This window comes from Natrinema sp. CRL1 (assembly GCF_059162405.1).
Genome location: NZ_JBLVOY010000003.1, coordinates 53,834 through 71,188, shown reverse-complemented (window position 1 = coordinate 71,188; position 17,355 = coordinate 53,834). Strand labels below are relative to the sequence as shown.

Below are 17,355 nucleotides of genomic sequence, written 5' to 3'. Positions count from 1 at the left end.
CTTAGGGGTCCATCGGCGGCGTTCGAAACGCCCCCTCGTCGATCTCGGGGTCGTACTCCTCGATTGCGGCCCGGACGATGGTAAACACGGCGTGCTTGCTCCAGCGGGCCGTATTGACGTGGAGGTCGTAGAACTCCCGATCGTCGATGTCGATCTCGTAGTAGGACTCGTAGCGACCCGCCTCGCTGACCTCGCGGACCCGCATCTCGGCCTCAGTCTCGATGCGGTCGTCGATCCGCTCGAGGCGGACGTCTTCCGGCGCGTCGAGCCAGAGCCGCAGGTCGGCGCGCTCGCCGGCGATCCAGCCCGCCAGCCGCGACTCGAGGATGAAGGGTTTGTTCGACATGCCCCACTTTTCGGCGATCTGCTGGAGCCGCTGATCGAGGGCCCGGTCGATCTCGTCGGATTCGTCGGCCTTGGCAATGAGCTGGTTGAGACTCATATCGCGGTCCTCGGCGAGTTCGCGAAAGACCTCGCCGCCCGAGACGTAGGGACAGCCGATCGCATCGGCGAGCTGTTCACACAGCGTCGTCGCCCCACAGCCGGGCGGGCCGGAGACGGTGATGAAAAGCGACGTGTCGATCTCGACGGTCGAACTGTCTTGGGTAGCCATACGTCGACACTCTCGATCCTGGGTGAACAATTTTCCCTTACTCGATGAGCGCCGACAGCGGTCGAGCCGATGCTACGCAGGGTGGCGAGACCGGCCGAGACTGGCTCCCGACGCCCCGCGTAGTCGCATTACGACGGGACGAACGTGTGCTCGCACTCGGTACAGGTCAGCCGGAAGTTCCCCTCGTCGGTGAGTGCGAGGCCGTGGCCGACCTCTTCCTCGCAGTCCTGACAGTAGATCAGCGACTCGATCTGGTCCCAGTCGTGTTTCGATTTGGGGGCGCCGAACGCGAAGCCGACGACCTGCTCGTCGGTGTCGTTGTAGCCGGTCTGGAAGTCGCCGGGTTCGAACCGTATCACCTCGCCGGACTCGACGGTGATTTCTCTCACCTCCTCGCTCGCGGCGTCACCGCTCGCGTCGTCCGCATCGGGTTGTGACGCGCGCGTCTCGAAGGTCGCGGTTCCCTCCTGAATATAGAAGACCTCTTCCTGATCGTGATGGGTGTGCATCCCGCCGGAAAACGACTCGTCGGGCTCGAGTTCGAAGTAGTTCATCGCGAAATCGGAGAACCCGAGGGCGTCCGAGATTGGCCGCCTGATAGAGTGGACGTTCATGGGGTTGACTTCGATACCGACATCGTCGATTGCGACTTTCTCCATGCCATGTCGTATCACCGCACCAGCAAAAATCCCGTGGGAGGGGACCACAGAAGAATCTGATCGGTGGGGCCGCCGCGAAGAGTAACGCCTACAGTCGTCGGTCCCTGAGGAGCACACGTGAACCGTCGTACGGTACTTCGAACCGCCGGAGTGACCGCAGTCGCGGGACTCGCAGGCTGTGTCGAGAACTTACGAGAGCACTATGAGGGCAGCTTTCAGGGGCTGGTTCCCATCGAGGTCCACAGCGAATCCGATCGCCACTACGACCTCACGCTCGAGGCCTACGAGACCGGGACGAACCGCCAAACCTACGACGAGAGTTACACGGTCACGGCAAACGAGTCGGCGTCGTTGCCCCATCTCGACGCGACCGAGCAACTCCTCCGCGTGACCAGATACGCACGGGAAACCGACGAGGAGACGTTCGAGGAAGTCACGATCACCTCGAGTACCAAAGCCGTCACCGTCCGACTCACCGACGAGGAACTGATTTTAGACGTTGATCGAGGAGACGGAGCGGACGAAGCGAGTCCGACCGGCGAGCCCGGAGCGGGCGATCCGGAGACGAACGCGTCCGACCTAAACGAGACGACGAGCGACCCGACGGACGAGACAGCAAACGAGTCGACGAGCTAACGGCCCACCAGTCCGAACCCGGAAGAGACGCTCGAGGACAGATTCTATCGATCCAACTCCGCCAAGCCGACGGTATCTTCGCCGTTGATCCGTCGCCTGTACCGGCCGTCAGGGGTAGGGATGGAACGCCCGCTCGAGGCGCGGTTCGAAGCCGAGGTCCGCCGGGACGGTCCGGGCCCGCTCGCCGAAGAACGGCTCGCCGGTAAACAGCGGCTGTGCGCCGGGGACCAGCACGCGAACCGCTTCGAAGCCGATCGCCTCGATATCGCGGGTCGTCAACCGCGCCGCGTACGGCATCAGCCCGGCGTCGGCGGTCCGCGAGCACAGCGCCTCGAGCCCCTCGACCCCCGTCGGAACGGGATCGGGGCCGACGCTCGCCGCCGGAACCGTCCGCTCGGCGTCGACGAACGCCCGTGCTCGCGCGGGGAACGAGGCGTACGCGCCGATTTCGCCGCCCGCGTCGTCGGCCTCGTCCGGCCCGAGGTTCCGCAGTTCCATCCAGTTTTGCAGCGCCTCCTCGAGCGCCGAGGCCGCGGCCGCTTCGGCGTCGAGCCCGGCCGCCGACCCGACCGCGAAGGCCGGCCACGCGTCGTCGTCGGCCGAAACCGGGTCGTCCGCGAGCGCGTCGGGGTCCCGGTGGACGGCCGCGGCGACCACGGGCACGTCGATATCTTGGGTGACCAGCAGCGGCGTCACGGACAGCCCCTCGCTCCGGGCCCGGCGCTCGAGCGCGTCGAATTCTGCCGTCTCGACCGACAGTCCGAGCGGGTCGAACGTCGAGTACCACGCGAGCATCGTCGCGTCGCGCTCGATCACTTCCGTCAGTCCGGAGACCAGCGCGTCGACGGTCGAGGAACCCAGCCCCAACCCGGTCGTGATCGCCGGGACCAGCGACGCGCCGGGCTGGGGGAACTGGACCGCCGCAGCGGGCAGGTGGACCGACTCGCCGGTCGCGATATTTTCGCCCGGGACCCAGCGGTGGTCATCGTCGGCATCGTACGCTGGCGCGTCGTCCGGTCGGACGAGAGCCGTCGGAGCGACTGCGCTCTCGAGGTCGGCTTCGCTCGCGCGAACGAAATCGTCCTCGCGGTAGACGCCGGCGCAGTAGCGCTCGAGGCCCTCGCCGACGGCCTTCATCAGCGCGGCGTTCCAGTCAGTGGCGACGCCGGCGGCCTGTCTTGGCGCGCTCGCGTCGCTGTACGCGCTCGTGTCCGCGACCGTCGACAGGTAGTAGGGGGCCGGGAACGACTCGATTTCACCGATGCTCGCTATCGGGCCGACGCGGTCGTCGATCGCCCGCTCGGCGCGTTCGACGGCGGCATCGAGGGCGAGCGTCTCGTCGTCGCGCTCGAGCGTGCGGTCCCGGTCGCCCCCCGCACACGCACAGCCGGGGACCGGCAGGAGCTCCCGCCGGGTGTGTGGCACCTCGAGCGTGTGTCCCATAATCGAGTCCTCGTCGCCCGAGAAGATGCGCACGCACTCCCGGCCCGCGATCGCACCGGCGAGTCGGGCCGCGGCGCGATCGGCCTGTGGGCCGTCGGCTCGCTCCTCGAGGTTCGACGCGACGCGGGCGCGCAGACAGTCGAAACAGCCCGTTGCAGGCGCGAATCCGGAGACTGCCGCGTCGACGGTCGGGAGCGGCTGGCCGCCGACGCCGCCGATCTCGACGGCGACCCAGGGCGTGCCGCCGGTTCGGGCGGCCTCGTTCGCCCGCTCGAACGTCGGCGATCCGGCGACGTCGCTGACGACCGCGAAGCGAGCGTCGTCGAGGTCCGCCGGACTGGCGTCGCGGACGCCGACGTCGACATCATCGAGCGCGGTGACGACGGCCTCGCGGACGGGGTCGTCACCCACGACGTGGACTTGCATACCCCTACCTGCTGGCGCGGGCGGCAAAAACGCCCCGCTCGAGGCCCGCGGGCCTCGAGCGGGTGCGAGCGGAGAGAACGGCAGGCGAGAGGCGGTGAGTCAGTTCTCGGTCGTCGCCGCCGAATCGACGTAGACGAGTTCGTCCGCCGCCTCGAGCAGGCGCACGCCCCAGGTGACGGTGACGGGGACGAGCGCAGTGGTAAAGATCGCGATGAAGACGAGGATCGAGAACATTTCCGCGCCGATGACCCCGGCCTCGTAGGCGACCTGCGCGATGATGATCTCGACGGTTCCGCGGCCGTTCATGCCGAAGCCGACGACGAGACCCTCGCGAGAGGTCAGCGAGGTCGGGAGCGAGAACAGCCACGAGCCGATGATTTTGCCGAGGAACGCGATGACCACCAGGCCGGCGAGCACGGCAAAGGAGTCGAAAAACACGTCAAACGTGATCTGGAAGCCGACCGTGACGAAGAAGACGGGCGCGAACAGCCCCATGGCGAGGTCGTACATGACCGTGTGCATGTGCTCGTAGAGCCCCGGCTCGACGTCTGCCTGCCGGAGGAACATGCCCGCCATGAAGCCGCCGATGATCATGTGCAGGTCCGCAAGCGTCGCGAGGTGGGCGAACAGCAGGGAGACGAGCAGCGCGAAGGTGAAGGCGGTGGTCCGGTCGACGAACCCGTACCGCTCGCGCTGGCGTTCGATGTACCGCCACGCGACCGGCAAGAAGCGGTAGCCGAGCAGGAGCGTCACCACGAAAAAGCCGATCGCCTGCAGGAGGATCACGCCGAGTTCGGCTGGGTCGAACGCGCCCGCGGTGACGTAGCTGTCGACGCCGGCGAACGCGATGAGCACCCCCACGTCCGAGGCGAGCGCGCCGCCGAGTAACACGTTCGCGATCCGGGTGTCGAGGAGTTCGAGGTCGGCCAGAATCCGGGACTTCGTCGCCAGCGACGTGGCGGCCATGGCCAGTCCGAGGAACAGCGCCGCGCCGACGGAGACCTCGAGCCAGACGCCGGCCGCGTAGCCGAGGCCGAACGGGATGACGAAGGCTCCGAAGGCGATCAGCAGCGACTGGGGGCCGAGTTCGAACAGTTCCCGGAGATCGACCTCCATCCCGACGTAGACCATCAGGAGGAAGACGCCGAGTTCGGACAGCACCGAGAGCAGTTCCGAGGGGTGTAAGAGCCCGAGCAACGCGGGTCCGAAGGCGATGCCGGCGAACAGTTCCCCCATCATCGTCGGGTAGCCAAAGCGCTCGGCGACCGCGCCGAACACCCACGCGACCGAGAGGACGAGCAGGAGACTCAGGATATCGATCGAGACGGTTTCGACCATCGATCACCACCGCGCGCCGCGAATCGGGTAGTTGCGCCGCTGTACGCGACCGTTTCCCCGCTGACAGTCGCTCGTCTCTGTCCGTTCCATCGTGTTGGGTCGATCGAATACGTCGCCTCAGAGGCACTTTACTGGCGTGGCTACCGCAGCTATTGGCGCGACTGTCGTCTTCAGTCGTCGGTGCTCGCGTCCGGTTCGCCGATCCCCGGTGTCGCCGGGTCGTCGGTCACGTCGGCGCTGCGCCAGGTTCCTCGGCGGTACCAGGCGTAGGCGAGTCCCGCGCCGACGACGTTCGAGGCGGCGAAGGCGACCCAGATGCCGCGGTACTCCATCGTCGTCTGCGAGAGGCCGTACGCGATCGGGAGCCGGACGACCGCGTAGGTCACGAGGACGATCGCGGCGGCGGTGAGCGTCTTGCCGGTGCCCCGGAAGCTGCCGTTGTAGGCCCGCATGACGCCGATGAAGCCGAAGGAAGGTGCGACGTACCGGAGGAACGTGACGCCGACCTCGATGACTTCGGGGTCGTCGGTGAAGGCGGCGGTAATCGGCTCCGCGGCGAGCCACGCTACAACGCCGAGCGCGCCGAGAATGACGAACATGGTTTTGGCCGCGAAGTCGGCGGCGGCTTCCGCGCGGTCGGGTTTGTCCGCGCCGACGTTCTGTCCGGTCATCGTCTCGACGCCGCGGGCTACCGCGATCGCCGGGAGGAAGATGACCGAGAAGACCCGGGTGCCGATCCCGTACGCTGCAACGACGTAAGTCGGGAACAGACCGACGATCACCAGCAACAGGTTGATCGACAGCGCGCGACCCATTCCCTCGATCGATGCCGGGAAGCCGATCGAAACGAGTTTCTTGGCGAACGAAAGGTCCGGCCGCATCTGCCCGAGCCGGATTCGAACGCCCCGCGTCCCGCGGAACATGATCGCGAGTCCGACGACGAGTGCGAGTGCGCGGGAGAAGACCGTCGCGATCGCCGCGCCCTCGATCCCGAGTTCGGGGAACGGCCCCCAGCCAAAGATCAGGAACGGGTCGAGAATCACGTTGAGGACCACCGAGCCGAACATCACGAGCATCGGTGTGATCGTATCGCCGTAGCCGCGCATGAGCGCGATGAAGACGAAGAAGCCGAACATGAAGGCCATTCCCAGCGAGATGACTTGCATGTAGTCGGTCGCCAGCGGCAACACGTCCGGCGACGCCCCGAGCAGACCCAGCAGTTCCTCGACGAAGGCGAAACCGACGAGGCCGAGGAGCACCGCCCCGAGCAGCGACAGGGCCACCGTCTGGGAGGCGGCGTACTCAGCCTCGCTCTCCTCGTCCGCACCGATGTGTTGGGCGACGAGGACGCTCCCGGCGACCGATAACCCCATCCCGACCGAGATGAGCAGGAAGACCATCGGGAACGCGAAGCTGATCGCTGCGAGCGCTTCGGTGCTGTACTGGCCCAGCCAGAACGTGTCGATGAGGTTGTAGGCCGTCTGCAACAGGTTCGTCACGATGATCGGCAGCGACAGGTAGAACAGCGGCTTCGCAATGTCGCCCTCCGTCAGGTCGAACTCCTCGCGGCCCTTGAACAGACCGGAGATCCGGTCTAACAGGCTCATTCACTGGCCTCCGTGAGATCCCGGGTCGATGTCTCCGAATCGTCGTCCGTCGCGTTCGCCCGCAACGTGTCGTCGATGTAGTCGTGGACGTACCGCTTCGTTCGCTCGGGCGATCGATCGACGGCCACAGCCCGGGTCTGTGCGCCGTGGAACACCGTCACGAGGAAGTCGGCCGTCTCGTCGGGGTCGACGCCCTCGCGGAACTCGCCCGACTCGAGGCCGTCCGCGACGAGGCTGGCGATCCGATCGTGGAGCGCGCTATCGAACTCGCTCAGTTGGTCCTGATAGGCCTCGTTGTACGGCGCTTGGGCCTTGATCTCGAGGATGGCCGTGCGGAACTCCTCGGCGGAGTCGTCGTCCGATGGCGTCAGGAGTTCGTCGAGAAACTCGTGGAGTCGTTCGGCCGGCGTCTCGCCGGGAACCGTCTGGGTCCGCTCCTCGAATCGGTCCAGTAGATACTCCAGAAACGACTCGAGGAGGTCCCCCTTGCCCTCGAAGTGGTAGTGCAGCGTGCCCTTGCTCTTGGTCGATTCCTCGGCGATATCTTGCATTGTCAGCTCCGCGTACCCGTGTTTGCAGAGCGCTCGATACGTCGCCTCCATAAGATCGTCTCTCGTCTCGTCCGTCATTCAGAATGGTCCTATACTGGCTTACTGACTGGCCAGTCAAAAGCGCTTCGCAACCGGAGGGTCGTGTTCGGTCTGATAGTAAGCAGTCGTCGCTCGAAAACCAGAGGGCGAGAGGGCGAGAAGCGAGACCGCGAGTCAGTCCTGTTTGCGCAGTCGCTCGAGGACCTCTTCAGCGTTCTCGACGGCCTGTTCCTTTTTCGCGGGATAGGCCTCGACTTTCCCGCGGAAGGTGATGCCGGCACCGAGGCGAACGTCGCCCGCAAAGGCGGCCTGTTTGTCGAGTCGCAGGAACAGTTCCGTGTTCTCGGTGACCCGCTCGTCGAGTTCGTCGATCAACGCGTCGAAGGACTCGAGGTCGGCCAGCCGCGAGAGGACGTGGCGAACGTCGTCGGCGTTCTCGACGCGGGCCGAGAGGACGAGGATGCGGTCGCCGTAGTGGCCCTCGCTCTCGGCGCGCTCGATCTCGAACTCCTCGGGGAGGAAGGTCCGAAGCGCCTCCTCGACGCGCTTTTCGTCCTCGGTGGCGTAGCAAAACGTCCGTAAATCGACGTAGTGAAGCGGGATCTGTGGCATCTGCGATTCGAAGTGTAATGTGGTCTGCGGGCGCAGTGGTGTCGGTCCGGTGTGATGACAGTGGGCGAGCGGACCCGACAGAACCGGCCCGTGAGCGGGGTTATTCCTCGTCGTCTTCGGCGTCGGCCTCGTCGGCCGCCTCGAGGTCGTCCTCGGGAACGCCGGCCTCTTGGCCGTCCTCGAAGCTGATGGTGTAGGTGACGTCGCCGAACATCGACTCCATCGTCTGGGAGACGGTACCGGTTTCGCCGTCGAACTCGCTGTGCTCGTCGTGCAGGACGACGCGATCGTCTTCCTCGAAGCTCATAGCCTGTCGTTCCCCGTCTGCGTGTAAAAAGGGACTGATTTGGACGTATCGTTATTGAAGGCTTCAAGAAGACTCAGACAGTGTTCAGACTAATCTACGGCGTTCTCCCCAAAGATCCTTCTGGTGTACCCAGAGCCCCGAGGAGCAGGGTATTAGAGGCGTTGAGTGTAGGGGAAGATACACGAAGGTCCCCCCTTCCAAAATCTCTCTATCTAAGCGATCAGAAGCTACGAATCCCTTGGGCTCGAGACGATCAGAACCTGAAGGGCGTTGGAGCATGATGAACCTACACACATCACGGATGTCCTCGAGCCGATGGAATTTTTTTAAACGAGTAGGTTCAGGTCGATAGGATTGCCTGGCTGACCGGATTTAGAAATGGCTCAGATTTTGTCGTACCAATGGGTCCTCTACTTGTACTGTCTTTTATGAAAAACGTTCTTAGGTAGGTGACACGAATCTCGAGTGATGACCGTCACTCGGCAGATCAAGTACAACGAACAAACCATCGAGGCATTCGTGGAATATCTGTCTAATGTAGATGAGATTGAGTCGGTCATCGATGTTAGGGCATTAGAGCCTCTTCTAAAGAGAAGTGAATCAGATGATATTAAACAAGGTTCTATTCGATTCTCATTCGCAGGAGAGACGTTTAGGATTAAATGGGGTGGTGAATATCTCTATCTTACACTTCCTGAAACGGTCTCCACAGAGGGGCTTCCAGAGTCAAAGGACAGTCCAGAAGAGATAGATCTCCTGAGATTGAACTTCTTCTTCGCCAGCCTCTTCTTTAAAACAAAGCTCTCTGAGCAACAGCAAGTCGTCGCCATTGCCCTCATGTTGACGATGTTATCGGCAGCGACACCCGACGAGTATTCAGTTCTTCTTGAGCCCGTCTACTACCTTGCTGCGGCGGATTGGATAATCCAGTCGATTGATTAGATAAGTGAGTCTTCTCTGATTTCTACGCATAGAACACCTGAGACTACATATTATACTTTCAGTGTGGCAGCGACAATATTAATAATGTAACAGTAATACTGATTTTCAGATATTGATATATGGCCGATACAAAGAGGCTATTCGACTATTTCCGGGTTGATCTTGATGATCTACAGTCGGCAGCGATGAATGCCCTCTGGGCGTCACTTTTTGCGTTCACTTTTGGGATACTCCTGATCGTCTTCCCGCTTATTCTGGTGATCTCTTCAGAGCTAATACCATCACCAGAAGAGGAGATGATACGATCATTCGTAGTTTCAAGAGTCTTAGCGCTCTCACTTACACTCGTTGTACTGATTCCGCTCATCAAATTTCTACGATGGGTGACAGAGAAGACGAACCAAAGCCGTTATTGGATCATAACTCATTCAGACCCCATAATCGCTCTCTTCTTGATGGCCCTTGCACCAATCACCGTATTCCTTGCCGCAGATCGAATACCAACAGATCCCTTTATAAACTCAGATGCAGATATTTTCTTTACATCAGGCATTTATCTTCTCTTTTCTGCGGTTGGTGTTGCCAGTGCAGCGGGATTCGTTACCGGAATCACTATTTTTGGTCTCTATTTCAAATGGTTGGATGTAGATCGAGTGATAACGGCTCTCAGGAAAATCTATCAATGGATCTTGTTACGGAAACCTATCCAACTGATTATCCAATTCAAACGGTACTCATACCGGACAAATAGGACTTACTTCGAGGCAATCTATGCGATCATCGAATCCGGAGCCAAAGGAATGGCAGCTGAGCTGAGCAATGCCGATTCAAACGATGAAAGTGATGATGAAGGCGGTGAGGAGAACGGAGGCAATGACGATTCAGTGGAGTTAGTGCACAACTCAAATTGAGCATTGACTTATCGCTCGACTTCTTCTGGCAGATCCATCAGGGCAGCAGATTCCTCAACAACGACTTCCTTCGGAGCATCCCAGCCAACCTTTCGATAGAAGTCTTGCCGCTTGAGAAGTTCGAGGATGCTGGCGTTAGCATTGAAATCCGTATCTCTCTTTTGCTCGAGTTCCTGCTCAACCGTATCTTTGATCGCCTCGAGTTCTTCAACAGAGAGATTAGAAACGTCACTCATTATATCTCCTCACAGTCGGCCACTACGACCCCCTGATTATCAGGGATAGTCGCATACACTCTGTAGATCCTGCCGGTGCCAACGACTTCTATTTCAGTCCCCTGAATATGGTCTTCGTCGGCTTCATGGATATCAATCGTATCGGGCAAGAACATGCGTACATCGTATTGAGTTCGTTCACCCGACGCACTGTCTATTTGCTCCGGTCTCTGAGCGGCTTGGACCACTGCATGAGACTCCACTTCTGACGACGACACCTGATTCGGATCTCCATATTTATCGGTATCGTCTGGGTTCTCGTTAGCGAAGTTTCGGACAATGACCTCAGACCCGAGACGGCGGATAGATCTACGGTGGTATGGGGAATTACTCATCTTTCTCCTCCTCAATTTCTTCGATTACATTCTCGAGATATTCCGCCGACTCGTACCATCCCATCCGCTCATAGAACTCTTTACGCTCTCGCATTTCCTCAAGATTGTATGCTTCCGCCGTTGGCACCATCGAATCATCAACATCAAGAATCCTTGAGGTATACTTCTGTACATCTTTGAGAACGCAAAGGATTTCAGCTGATAGCGGGTTGATGGGTGTGGGATCTTCGCCTCGAGCGATTTTGCGGATATCTTCGGGAACTTCCTCGTCGGCGTCACTCATTGTTCTCCTCCACATTGCTTTCTCCTAACATCTCATCAATACATTCGAGGGCCTTCTTCCGCTCGCCTCGCTGGCAAAAGTATTGTACACGCTCAAAGAGATCCTCAGGCTCCGGACTGTTGTGTTCGGTGGACTCACTCATCAATGAGCCTGTCAATTTCCTGTTGAAGGTAGTCGATAGCTGTACCAAACTCTCCTCTGTCTCTCCAGTAATCAGCACGCTCGAGGAGATCATCTGATTCTGCATCAAATTCTGCTTGGAGTTCCGCTGCCGACATTGCCGTTGCCGCACCAAGCTGGACTTCGTTTGAAGGGGAGGCCCCCTTATTCACCAGAGACAGATTATCGAAGACAGCTGGCGATTCAACGATATACGCATCTGTCTCAGCATCCTTATCCAACTCCTCTTTAGGAAGGTGTTTGATTCGAGCAGAGACATCGAGACGGCCTTTCTCAATTTTATCAGCTAATTCTTCGCTGTCCAATTCAGCTTCGAACAGAACGCCCACGCCCTCCTTGTATTTCGCATCGATGACCTCCCCAACATTCCCGACTGTTGAGTTAATGTGATCTCTCACAAGCGAGCGGCCTTCAAGTGAATCCGCAGCCTCCTTGAGAGTCTCCTCGGGCCACAGCTTCTTCCCCTCCTTGCCATTGGTCACGTCACCGGGACCAAGAGCGATACCATGGACCAGGTATGCGTCATTCGGAGAGTCAGAGGCAATCGTATGGCGGGCCTTGAGTTCTGCACTCTGTTCGAGTTTGGCTTCTCTCCTCGCAGTGATCTCAGACTCGAGTTCATCAGCGGCAGAATGCCAGCACCTGTCCCTATACCACTGGATTCTCTCTCGGAGTTCCTCAATGGACTCATCGTCAGAACTCATTTTACAGCCCCTTCATCAGTTCGGCAATGATGATAATCTGGATCGATATTCATCTGTGCTTGAGTTCCTGAGAAACTTTTACCGCAGTTTTCGCAGTAGTACCGACCGACTAAATCCTGATTGAGTAACGGTCGGTCCATAGAAACATTGACAAAATCACTTGTATCGAGAAGCTCCTGCGCATTCCGAATTAGGTCGCGGGAGGTGTTGGGTATCTGATCGAAGTAGAGGAGATTTGCGAACGCCACATCCTCTGCATATTCGTAGCCATGCTGTCGTAGACTCGAGGCTTTTTCTTCGCCAACGCCTTCGATTTCTGTTAGTCTCATCTTCATTACTACATAATATAGCCAGCAATTTAATATTTTCGGGTAGAATTTTGGAAAATTATGTCTAATTCTCAGCGGTCATATATCAGGGATTCCGACGATTCACATGATGAATCGCCCGTTTATCGGGAGATGAGCCTGAGATATTTCTGCATTATTTCTCAAATTGTTACCAGAAATTTTAAATGGTTTGATCCCTTATAGGTATATGTGGGATCTCAGTCCCCCACCAATCTGCGGTCAAAGGAATCCAATTCCTCAAGGTTTCTGGGTTCGATGCGTGTCGCGGCGAGGAGGGATATTCCCCTCCCTCAACCGTTTTGAAATCTCAAACTACCAAGAGCCTTTTATGTCAACAGATATAAATATAATGCATGAAGGGAGAATACCCGGTTCCGGAAGGGGATGCGAGTCATCCAAGTTATGATGCGATATGCGAATGGCTGGAGATTGACGAAACAGTGACAATCACTTGGGAACCAGCTGGTGAGTTCCTTGTAGAGTGCTGGCTGATCCATGAAGAGGGCGATTCAGACGAATTAGATGCGATTCAGGGCCTCCTCACCAAGAAGGGTGTCGAACTCCAGAAGGCATATGAAGCGGACGATGCCGACATTGAGAAACTTGAGAGACAGGCCGATCAGGTCTTCGACGCTATTTATGATCTGATCGAGGAGGAGTATTTCGCCGAAGAACTCCCATCGACCACGGACTATATCACTCCAGAGGGGAAGAAGTCACTCCACGATAGATAAACCACTTCATTGACATTTCTTTCTGAAGTATTGGCCCTGAGATTCTGCCATGCAATAATCATGTTGGATATCGTAGGTACTAGTAGATCATGTCAGATATGGCAGAGGAGATCCCTGATGGTGCAGAACTTCGAGAGACTCCCGCCGGGAAAATGGTGTATATGCGAACGGCTCCGGGCCAATACGACTTGTTGGGTTTCGCCTCCGTCACCGATTGGGACGAAATGCGAAAGGAACTTCGGAAGAAAGGGCACGACGAACACTTAGCAGATCTCCGAGCGGCATTTCCCGAATTTAATCTCCCTGAAGAATAGATAAGTCAGCCGATATATTTTTATTCTTGAAGATCATAATTTTTGGTGAGAATCAGTGGTTCCGGTCGAAAGAGTTGGCTTGCTCGAAGCCCGGAAGTACTGATCCTCATATTAGCCACTTAATGTGGCTTCCAGTCGTGCGAGCATATCTCCGCTCAAACTGACCGGCATTGTATAGGAGGGACACCCCTCCTATCCTTCCTACAATTAGCGTGAGTCATGCTCTGAGATAGCGGAATCAGATACGTCCTATCAGTCATGGCTATCGCTTGATCCGATCACGCAGCAAGTGAACCGGGCAGAAATGGCTCCGAAGACGGCAATTATCACGAGTTGAGAGACGACCGGATGTTTACTGTGAAAATTATGGTATCTTCGTCAATGCTACTCCGTTGTCTTGAACACGGGCCAGAAGTGATTGGAAAAGGGACTACCAATCCAACTCTTGCATATGGTGATGAAAAATATAAGGCTGCTATCATACCTACAGAGAGAGATACCGTAGTTCCTACGGGTGACTTCAAGTGTACAGAACCAAACTGCTCTAAAAATGCGTACGCCTGGGTCACGCCATCTGAATATGAGGAATACGAGAATGGAAAGCGGAAATTCGCTTTAAATGATAACTGTGATATTCGACTTTCCACAGAAACACCTTATCTTGGAGTCTATCTTGGCACTGATCCACAAGCAGAAGAAGATGGTACGTGGCGTTCGCAACATCACTTTGATTTATAACCGTCTCACGCCGTTTCTGAGGGATTCGAGTATTCCAAGGGGAATCCATCGGATTAATGTTTTGGATTTGTCACTCGTCCACTCAGCCGGGCAGAAATCGGCGTGATGGGCTATCTCCTCTTTGGATCAGATAATGATATCCGCTCGAGGAGGGCTTCTTCTTGCTCCTCATCCAGTGGCCATCCAGCTGGTCGTCGTGCTGGACCATTCTTGAGTTCGTGCTTCTGTAACCACCGGACGATGGTGGCCTCGCAGACCACGAACTGATTTGCTATCTCGGTAGGAGTTAGCCCGTTCTCTGAATACATCTCCTCGAGTGTGCTTCTGTCCTGCCAAGGAGGATCATGGATTTTGCCAATATGGTTATGAAGGGCACGCTCAGAATCGAAAGACTCCTCGCATCCCTCGCACTGATATTCGGGACACATTGGATTAGGGCAGATTCTCACTCTGAAGGGCTTTCTTCAGTTCCTGGCCAGCTTCCCGACCTTCACGCCGTCCACTCGCAACAATCTTCTCAATATTGATATTAACCCCTTGATCGGTGGTTGGAGAGACCGTGACCGGATCACCCACACTCTCACGTGGCTTCTGAACCTGTTGGGCAGGATCTGAAATCTGAGCATCCTTAATCGAATCAATGGTGGCATTGGGGCTCGAGATAGCTGTCTCTGTTAGATCACTCAGGGGCCCTTTCGCACCTGAAATACGAGACTTCGCAGATTTGGCTACTTCCGTCGCAGCATTAGCGACTTCAGATGCATTGCTTTCGATGCCATCAGCAAACATGCCAGTAAGGGTTGGACCCCACTCGGAAATCGTTGAGAGAGGACCTTCCTCCGCATCAGAACCGGGCATCTTCTTATCGACGGCTTCAGCTACGTTTCCGGCGGCATCTTTGACTTCTCCAATTTTATCTTCGATACCGTCAGCGAATGAGGAGATCATGTCTTTCCCTTCTTGGAGGAGGTCAATATCGAACATCCCCTTTACATCGTCAATCTTGTTCGTAACGGTCGTTTTGACATCCTCTAAGCCATTGGAGACGGCTGTTTCGACATCAGAGATAGCGTTCTCCACCGTCGTTTTGACATTGTTCCATGCGTCGGTGATAGTCGTTTTGACATTATTCATCGCATCCGTCACGGTGGATTTGATTCCGTTCCACACGTCCGTCACCGTGGACTTGATCGAGTTCAGAGCGTCAGTGATAGTTGTCTTGACACCATTCCAAATATTCGTCACCGTGGTCTTGATGCCGTTCAGGGTATCTGAAATGGTGGATTTGATCCCACTCCAAATTCTCGAGACTGTAGACTTGATTCCCGAGAGGACCGAGCTAATCAGACCCTTGATGCGATTGAAGGTTCTCTGAATTAGGTTCTTGATTCTGGTGACAGTGCGTTTGATGAAGCCCCAGATCTCGTCCCAGACTTTAGACCAGTTCCCATTGATGGCAGCCAGAGCGATATCGATAGCAGTCTCAATTGCATCCAGAGCGCCGCCGATGACGGTAGTGATTATGTCCATCGCCATCTCCACGACGACTTTAATCTCATCACCCCACTTATTCCACGCAGCTTGGATTGTCTCGAGGATCGGCATAATGATATCGAGAATGCCATTCATCGTTTTACCGATCACAGTGGAAACCAGCGTGAATGCCTTCGTGACGATTCTCTGGATTTGCTCGCCGTGCTGGCTCCAGAACTTCTGAATTTGGGTGAGGATCGGCTTGATCACATTGCCCCAGACCTCATTCAAGATTTTTTCAATAGTCTTCTTGACCTTCTTGAATTTCTTCTTGGTCTTCGTATAGATGGAACCCACGTCACTGTCCCATGATTCCTTGATCTTGCTCCAGGTTTGCGTGGCGAAATTCTTGATACCAGTGAGCGTCGGCATGAGACCGTTGATAGCTTTCTTCACGAGCCCCATCACCTGCTGAGTGGTGTCACGGATTCCGAACAGATTTCTATCCCATGCCAGCCCCAGAGAGGCGACCAGTCCGATTGCCATCGTGATAGGGCCACCGAGTCCAAGTAGAATTGGGGCAAGTCCGGCTAACGCCATCGTCGCCCCTTTGATCTGACCTTCAGAGATTCCGAACTTCTGCCCGAGATTCATCACTGCGTTGGCCACAGGTGCGAGCATTCCTGCGACCCTATTTGCTGCCTGAAACAGAAGCGTGAGGCCCCTGACGAACCCATCTAAGGCCGGAATCAGAATGGTCAGGACCAGTGTTCCGAATCTGGTGGCTGGGGGAATTAGCTCGAGGATTGACTGACCTAATCTGGCCAGCTTCGGAACCAGTTTCTTCGTCAACTGGAACATCTTATTCAGTCCCTGCATCCCTCCGCTGTTCAGGAAGTTGAAGAACTGCTTGACGGCCGGAAGAACCCAAGTAGCCACCCGCTTTCCGAAGGCAACAAGTTGGGGGATGAGTTCCATAAGTTCCGCTCCGATGTCCCTCGCTGCCTGTTTGAACTGATCTAAGGGACCAAGAACCTGAATGACATTCGCCACCAGCTTCGGAATCGCTCTAATGGCGTCTCGGAGTAGTGGAGCGAACTGTTTGCCCCATGAGGCTACGAGAGAGACAACCTCCTGTTTCATATTCTGGAGTTCATCTCCAAGCCAGCCAGCTTGTTGAGCAGCTAAGACAGCCCCTGCGCCCATTGCTCCAAACGCCCCGGCAACACCAGCAAGACCAGTGACAAGGGTTCCGGCGACCGCTGCAAGCGGGAGGAGAGTCGTAAGAAGTGTTCCAAGGGCCACCCCCAGCCCTGCCGCACTGACACTCGTTGTGGTGAGGGAGGCAGATAAGGCACCAGAGGAAGCGGAAAGAGTTCCAAAAGTACCAGAAGCCATCATCGCCTTTCTCCCTGATTCGGCCAATTCGTCCCCGGCTTCGTCAGCTGAGCTTGCTACTCCTCGAAGCCCAACCATAGCACTCCCAGCATCAATACTCTCGAGGGAGTGTTCAAAGGCCTCTGCTTTGATGGTTGCCTCTGATAGAGATCTGTCGAGTGGATCAGTATCTGCATCAATACGAACGTCAGCACTGGTAGTATCGAACGCCTCAACCTGTGCTTTTGCCTCCTGTAGATCCCGCTCTAATGGATCTGTATCAGCCTCAATTTCTGTGGTGTCAATGGATTTCACTGACGTTTTGAACTCGGCAAGGCCTCTCTCCGCTTTATCCAACGCGCGCTCGAGGGGCCGAGCAGTCCCGGAGATTACGATCTCAATCTCGTTTTGCGAGCCGCCGCCAAGGAGACTAACCAAATTCCCCACCTCTTTCGCATCCGACCCGTCCACCGTTCATGTATATATTATTATAATTCATCGAGCCTGA

Annotated in this window: 20 protein-coding genes; 6 read left to right on the top strand and 14 right to left on the bottom strand. The window is 56.8% G+C overall.

The annotated features are described in order from the left end of the window. Window position 1: 1 nt before the first annotated feature. A complete protein-coding gene (gene cmk, locus ACJYUO_RS11225; RefSeq protein ID WP_494345461.1) occupies window positions 2-613 on the bottom strand; it encodes a (d)CMP kinase in 612 nt (203 codons plus the stop codon). Window positions 614-741: 128 nt separating this feature from the next. Further along, a complete protein-coding gene (locus tag ACJYUO_RS11220) occupies window positions 742-1,272 on the bottom strand; it encodes a cupin domain-containing protein (protein WP_494345460.1) in 531 nt (176 codons plus the stop codon). A 150-nt stretch (window positions 1,273-1,422) separates the two neighbouring features. Here ACJYUO_RS11220 and ACJYUO_RS11215 point away from each other — a divergent pair, with 150 nt between their 5' ends. Next, the gene (locus ACJYUO_RS11215) at window positions 1,423-1,908 is read left to right on the top strand and encodes a hypothetical protein (protein ID WP_494345985.1); all 486 of its coding nucleotides are present in this window, start codon (window positions 1,423-1,425) and stop codon (window positions 1,906-1,908) included. A 108-nt stretch (window positions 1,909-2,016) separates the two neighbouring features. Here the strand turns inward: ACJYUO_RS11215 and ACJYUO_RS11210 are convergent, their stop codons facing one another. From ACJYUO_RS11210 to ACJYUO_RS11185, 6 genes are all read right to left on the bottom strand, one after another. Further along, window positions 2,017-3,777, bottom strand: coding sequence for a YcaO-like family protein (locus ACJYUO_RS11210; RefSeq protein WP_494345459.1), 1,761 nt, complete (start codon window positions 3,775-3,777; stop codon window positions 2,017-2,019). Between the two features lie 99 nt (window positions 3,778-3,876). After that, the gene (locus ACJYUO_RS11205; RefSeq protein WP_494345458.1) at window positions 3,877-5,115 is read right to left on the bottom strand and encodes a cation:proton antiporter; all 1,239 of its coding nucleotides are present in this window, start codon (window positions 5,113-5,115) and stop codon (window positions 3,877-3,879) included. 170 nt (window positions 5,116-5,285) lie between these two features. Then, window positions 5,286-6,722: an MATE family efflux transporter gene (locus ACJYUO_RS11200; RefSeq protein WP_494345457.1), complete on the bottom strand. Its 1,437-nt coding sequence runs from the start codon at window positions 6,720-6,722 to the stop codon at window positions 5,286-5,288. Beyond that, window positions 6,719-7,351 carry a TetR/AcrR family transcriptional regulator gene (locus ACJYUO_RS11195; RefSeq protein ID WP_494345456.1) on the bottom strand — a complete coding sequence of 211 codons (633 nt, stop codon included), beginning with the start codon at window positions 7,349-7,351 and terminating at the stop codon, window positions 6,719-6,721. Before ACJYUO_RS11195 ends, ACJYUO_RS11200 begins: the two co-directional genes overlap by 4 nt. Before the next feature lie 135 nt (window positions 7,352-7,486). Further along, window positions 7,487-7,924, bottom strand: a complete 438-nt coding sequence (locus tag ACJYUO_RS11190; protein WP_494345455.1) for an RNA-binding protein — start codon at window positions 7,922-7,924, stop codon at window positions 7,487-7,489. 100 nt (window positions 7,925-8,024) lie between these two features. Continuing rightward, entirely contained in the window at window positions 8,025-8,231 is a 207-nt protein-coding gene (locus ACJYUO_RS11185) for a hypothetical protein (RefSeq protein WP_006432697.1), read from the bottom strand. 468 nt (window positions 8,232-8,699) lie between these two features. Here ACJYUO_RS11185 and ACJYUO_RS11180 point away from each other — a divergent pair, with 468 nt between their 5' ends. Both ACJYUO_RS11180 and ACJYUO_RS11175 read left to right on the top strand, forming a co-directional pair. Continuing rightward, window positions 8,700-9,173, top strand: a complete 474-nt coding sequence (locus ACJYUO_RS11180; protein WP_494345454.1) for a hypothetical protein — start codon at window positions 8,700-8,702, stop codon at window positions 9,171-9,173. Window positions 9,174-9,292: 119 nt separating this feature from the next. After that, window positions 9,293-10,084, top strand: a complete 792-nt coding sequence (locus ACJYUO_RS11175) for a hypothetical protein (protein ID WP_494345453.1) — start codon at window positions 9,293-9,295, stop codon at window positions 10,082-10,084. Between the two features lie 8 nt (window positions 10,085-10,092). Here ACJYUO_RS11175 and ACJYUO_RS11170 read toward each other — a convergent pair whose 3' ends face one another. The 5 genes from ACJYUO_RS11170 to ACJYUO_RS11150 all read right to left on the bottom strand — a co-directional run bounded on the left by ACJYUO_RS11170 (window position 10,093) and on the right by ACJYUO_RS11150 (window position 12,196). Continuing rightward, entirely contained in the window at window positions 10,093-10,320 is a 228-nt protein-coding gene (locus ACJYUO_RS11170) for a hypothetical protein (RefSeq protein WP_494345452.1), read from the bottom strand. Beyond that, a complete protein-coding gene (locus tag ACJYUO_RS11165; protein ID WP_494345451.1) occupies window positions 10,320-10,694 on the bottom strand; it encodes a hypothetical protein in 375 nt (124 codons plus the stop codon). Before ACJYUO_RS11165 ends, ACJYUO_RS11170 begins: the two co-directional genes overlap by 1 nt. Further along, window positions 10,687-10,977, bottom strand: coding sequence for a hypothetical protein (locus tag ACJYUO_RS11160; protein WP_494345450.1), 291 nt, complete (start codon window positions 10,975-10,977; stop codon window positions 10,687-10,689). Before ACJYUO_RS11160 ends, ACJYUO_RS11165 begins: the two co-directional genes overlap by 8 nt. 134 nt (window positions 10,978-11,111) lie before the next feature. Continuing rightward, the gene (locus tag ACJYUO_RS11155; protein WP_494345449.1) at window positions 11,112-11,861 is read right to left on the bottom strand and encodes a hypothetical protein; all 750 of its coding nucleotides are present in this window, start codon (window positions 11,859-11,861) and stop codon (window positions 11,112-11,114) included. Next, window positions 11,858-12,196, bottom strand: coding sequence for a hypothetical protein (locus ACJYUO_RS11150; RefSeq protein ID WP_494345448.1), 339 nt, complete (start codon window positions 12,194-12,196; stop codon window positions 11,858-11,860). The genes ACJYUO_RS11155 and ACJYUO_RS11150 overlap by 4 nt, the downstream gene beginning before the upstream one ends. A gap of 368 nt (window positions 12,197-12,564) precedes the next feature. Here ACJYUO_RS11150 and ACJYUO_RS11145 point away from each other — a divergent pair, with 368 nt between their 5' ends. The 3 genes from ACJYUO_RS11145 (at window position 12,565) to ACJYUO_RS11135 (ending at window position 13,997) form a co-directional block, all read left to right on the top strand. After that, window positions 12,565-12,945, top strand: coding sequence for a hypothetical protein (locus tag ACJYUO_RS11145; protein ID WP_494345447.1), 381 nt, complete (start codon window positions 12,565-12,567; stop codon window positions 12,943-12,945). A gap of 89 nt (window positions 12,946-13,034) precedes the next feature. After that, window positions 13,035-13,259, top strand: coding sequence for a hypothetical protein (locus ACJYUO_RS11140; protein ID WP_494345446.1), 225 nt, complete (start codon window positions 13,035-13,037; stop codon window positions 13,257-13,259). A 381-nt stretch (window positions 13,260-13,640) separates the two neighbouring features. Next, a complete protein-coding gene (locus ACJYUO_RS11135; RefSeq protein ID WP_494345445.1) occupies window positions 13,641-13,997 on the top strand; it encodes a hypothetical protein in 357 nt (118 codons plus the stop codon). A 432-nt stretch (window positions 13,998-14,429) separates the two neighbouring features. Here ACJYUO_RS11135 and ACJYUO_RS11130 read toward each other — a convergent pair whose 3' ends face one another. Next, complete coding sequence (locus ACJYUO_RS11130) at window positions 14,430-17,318, bottom strand: phage tail protein (protein ID WP_494345444.1); 2,889 nt, start codon at window positions 17,316-17,318, stop codon at window positions 14,430-14,432. Window positions 17,319-17,355: the final 37 nt, after the last annotated feature.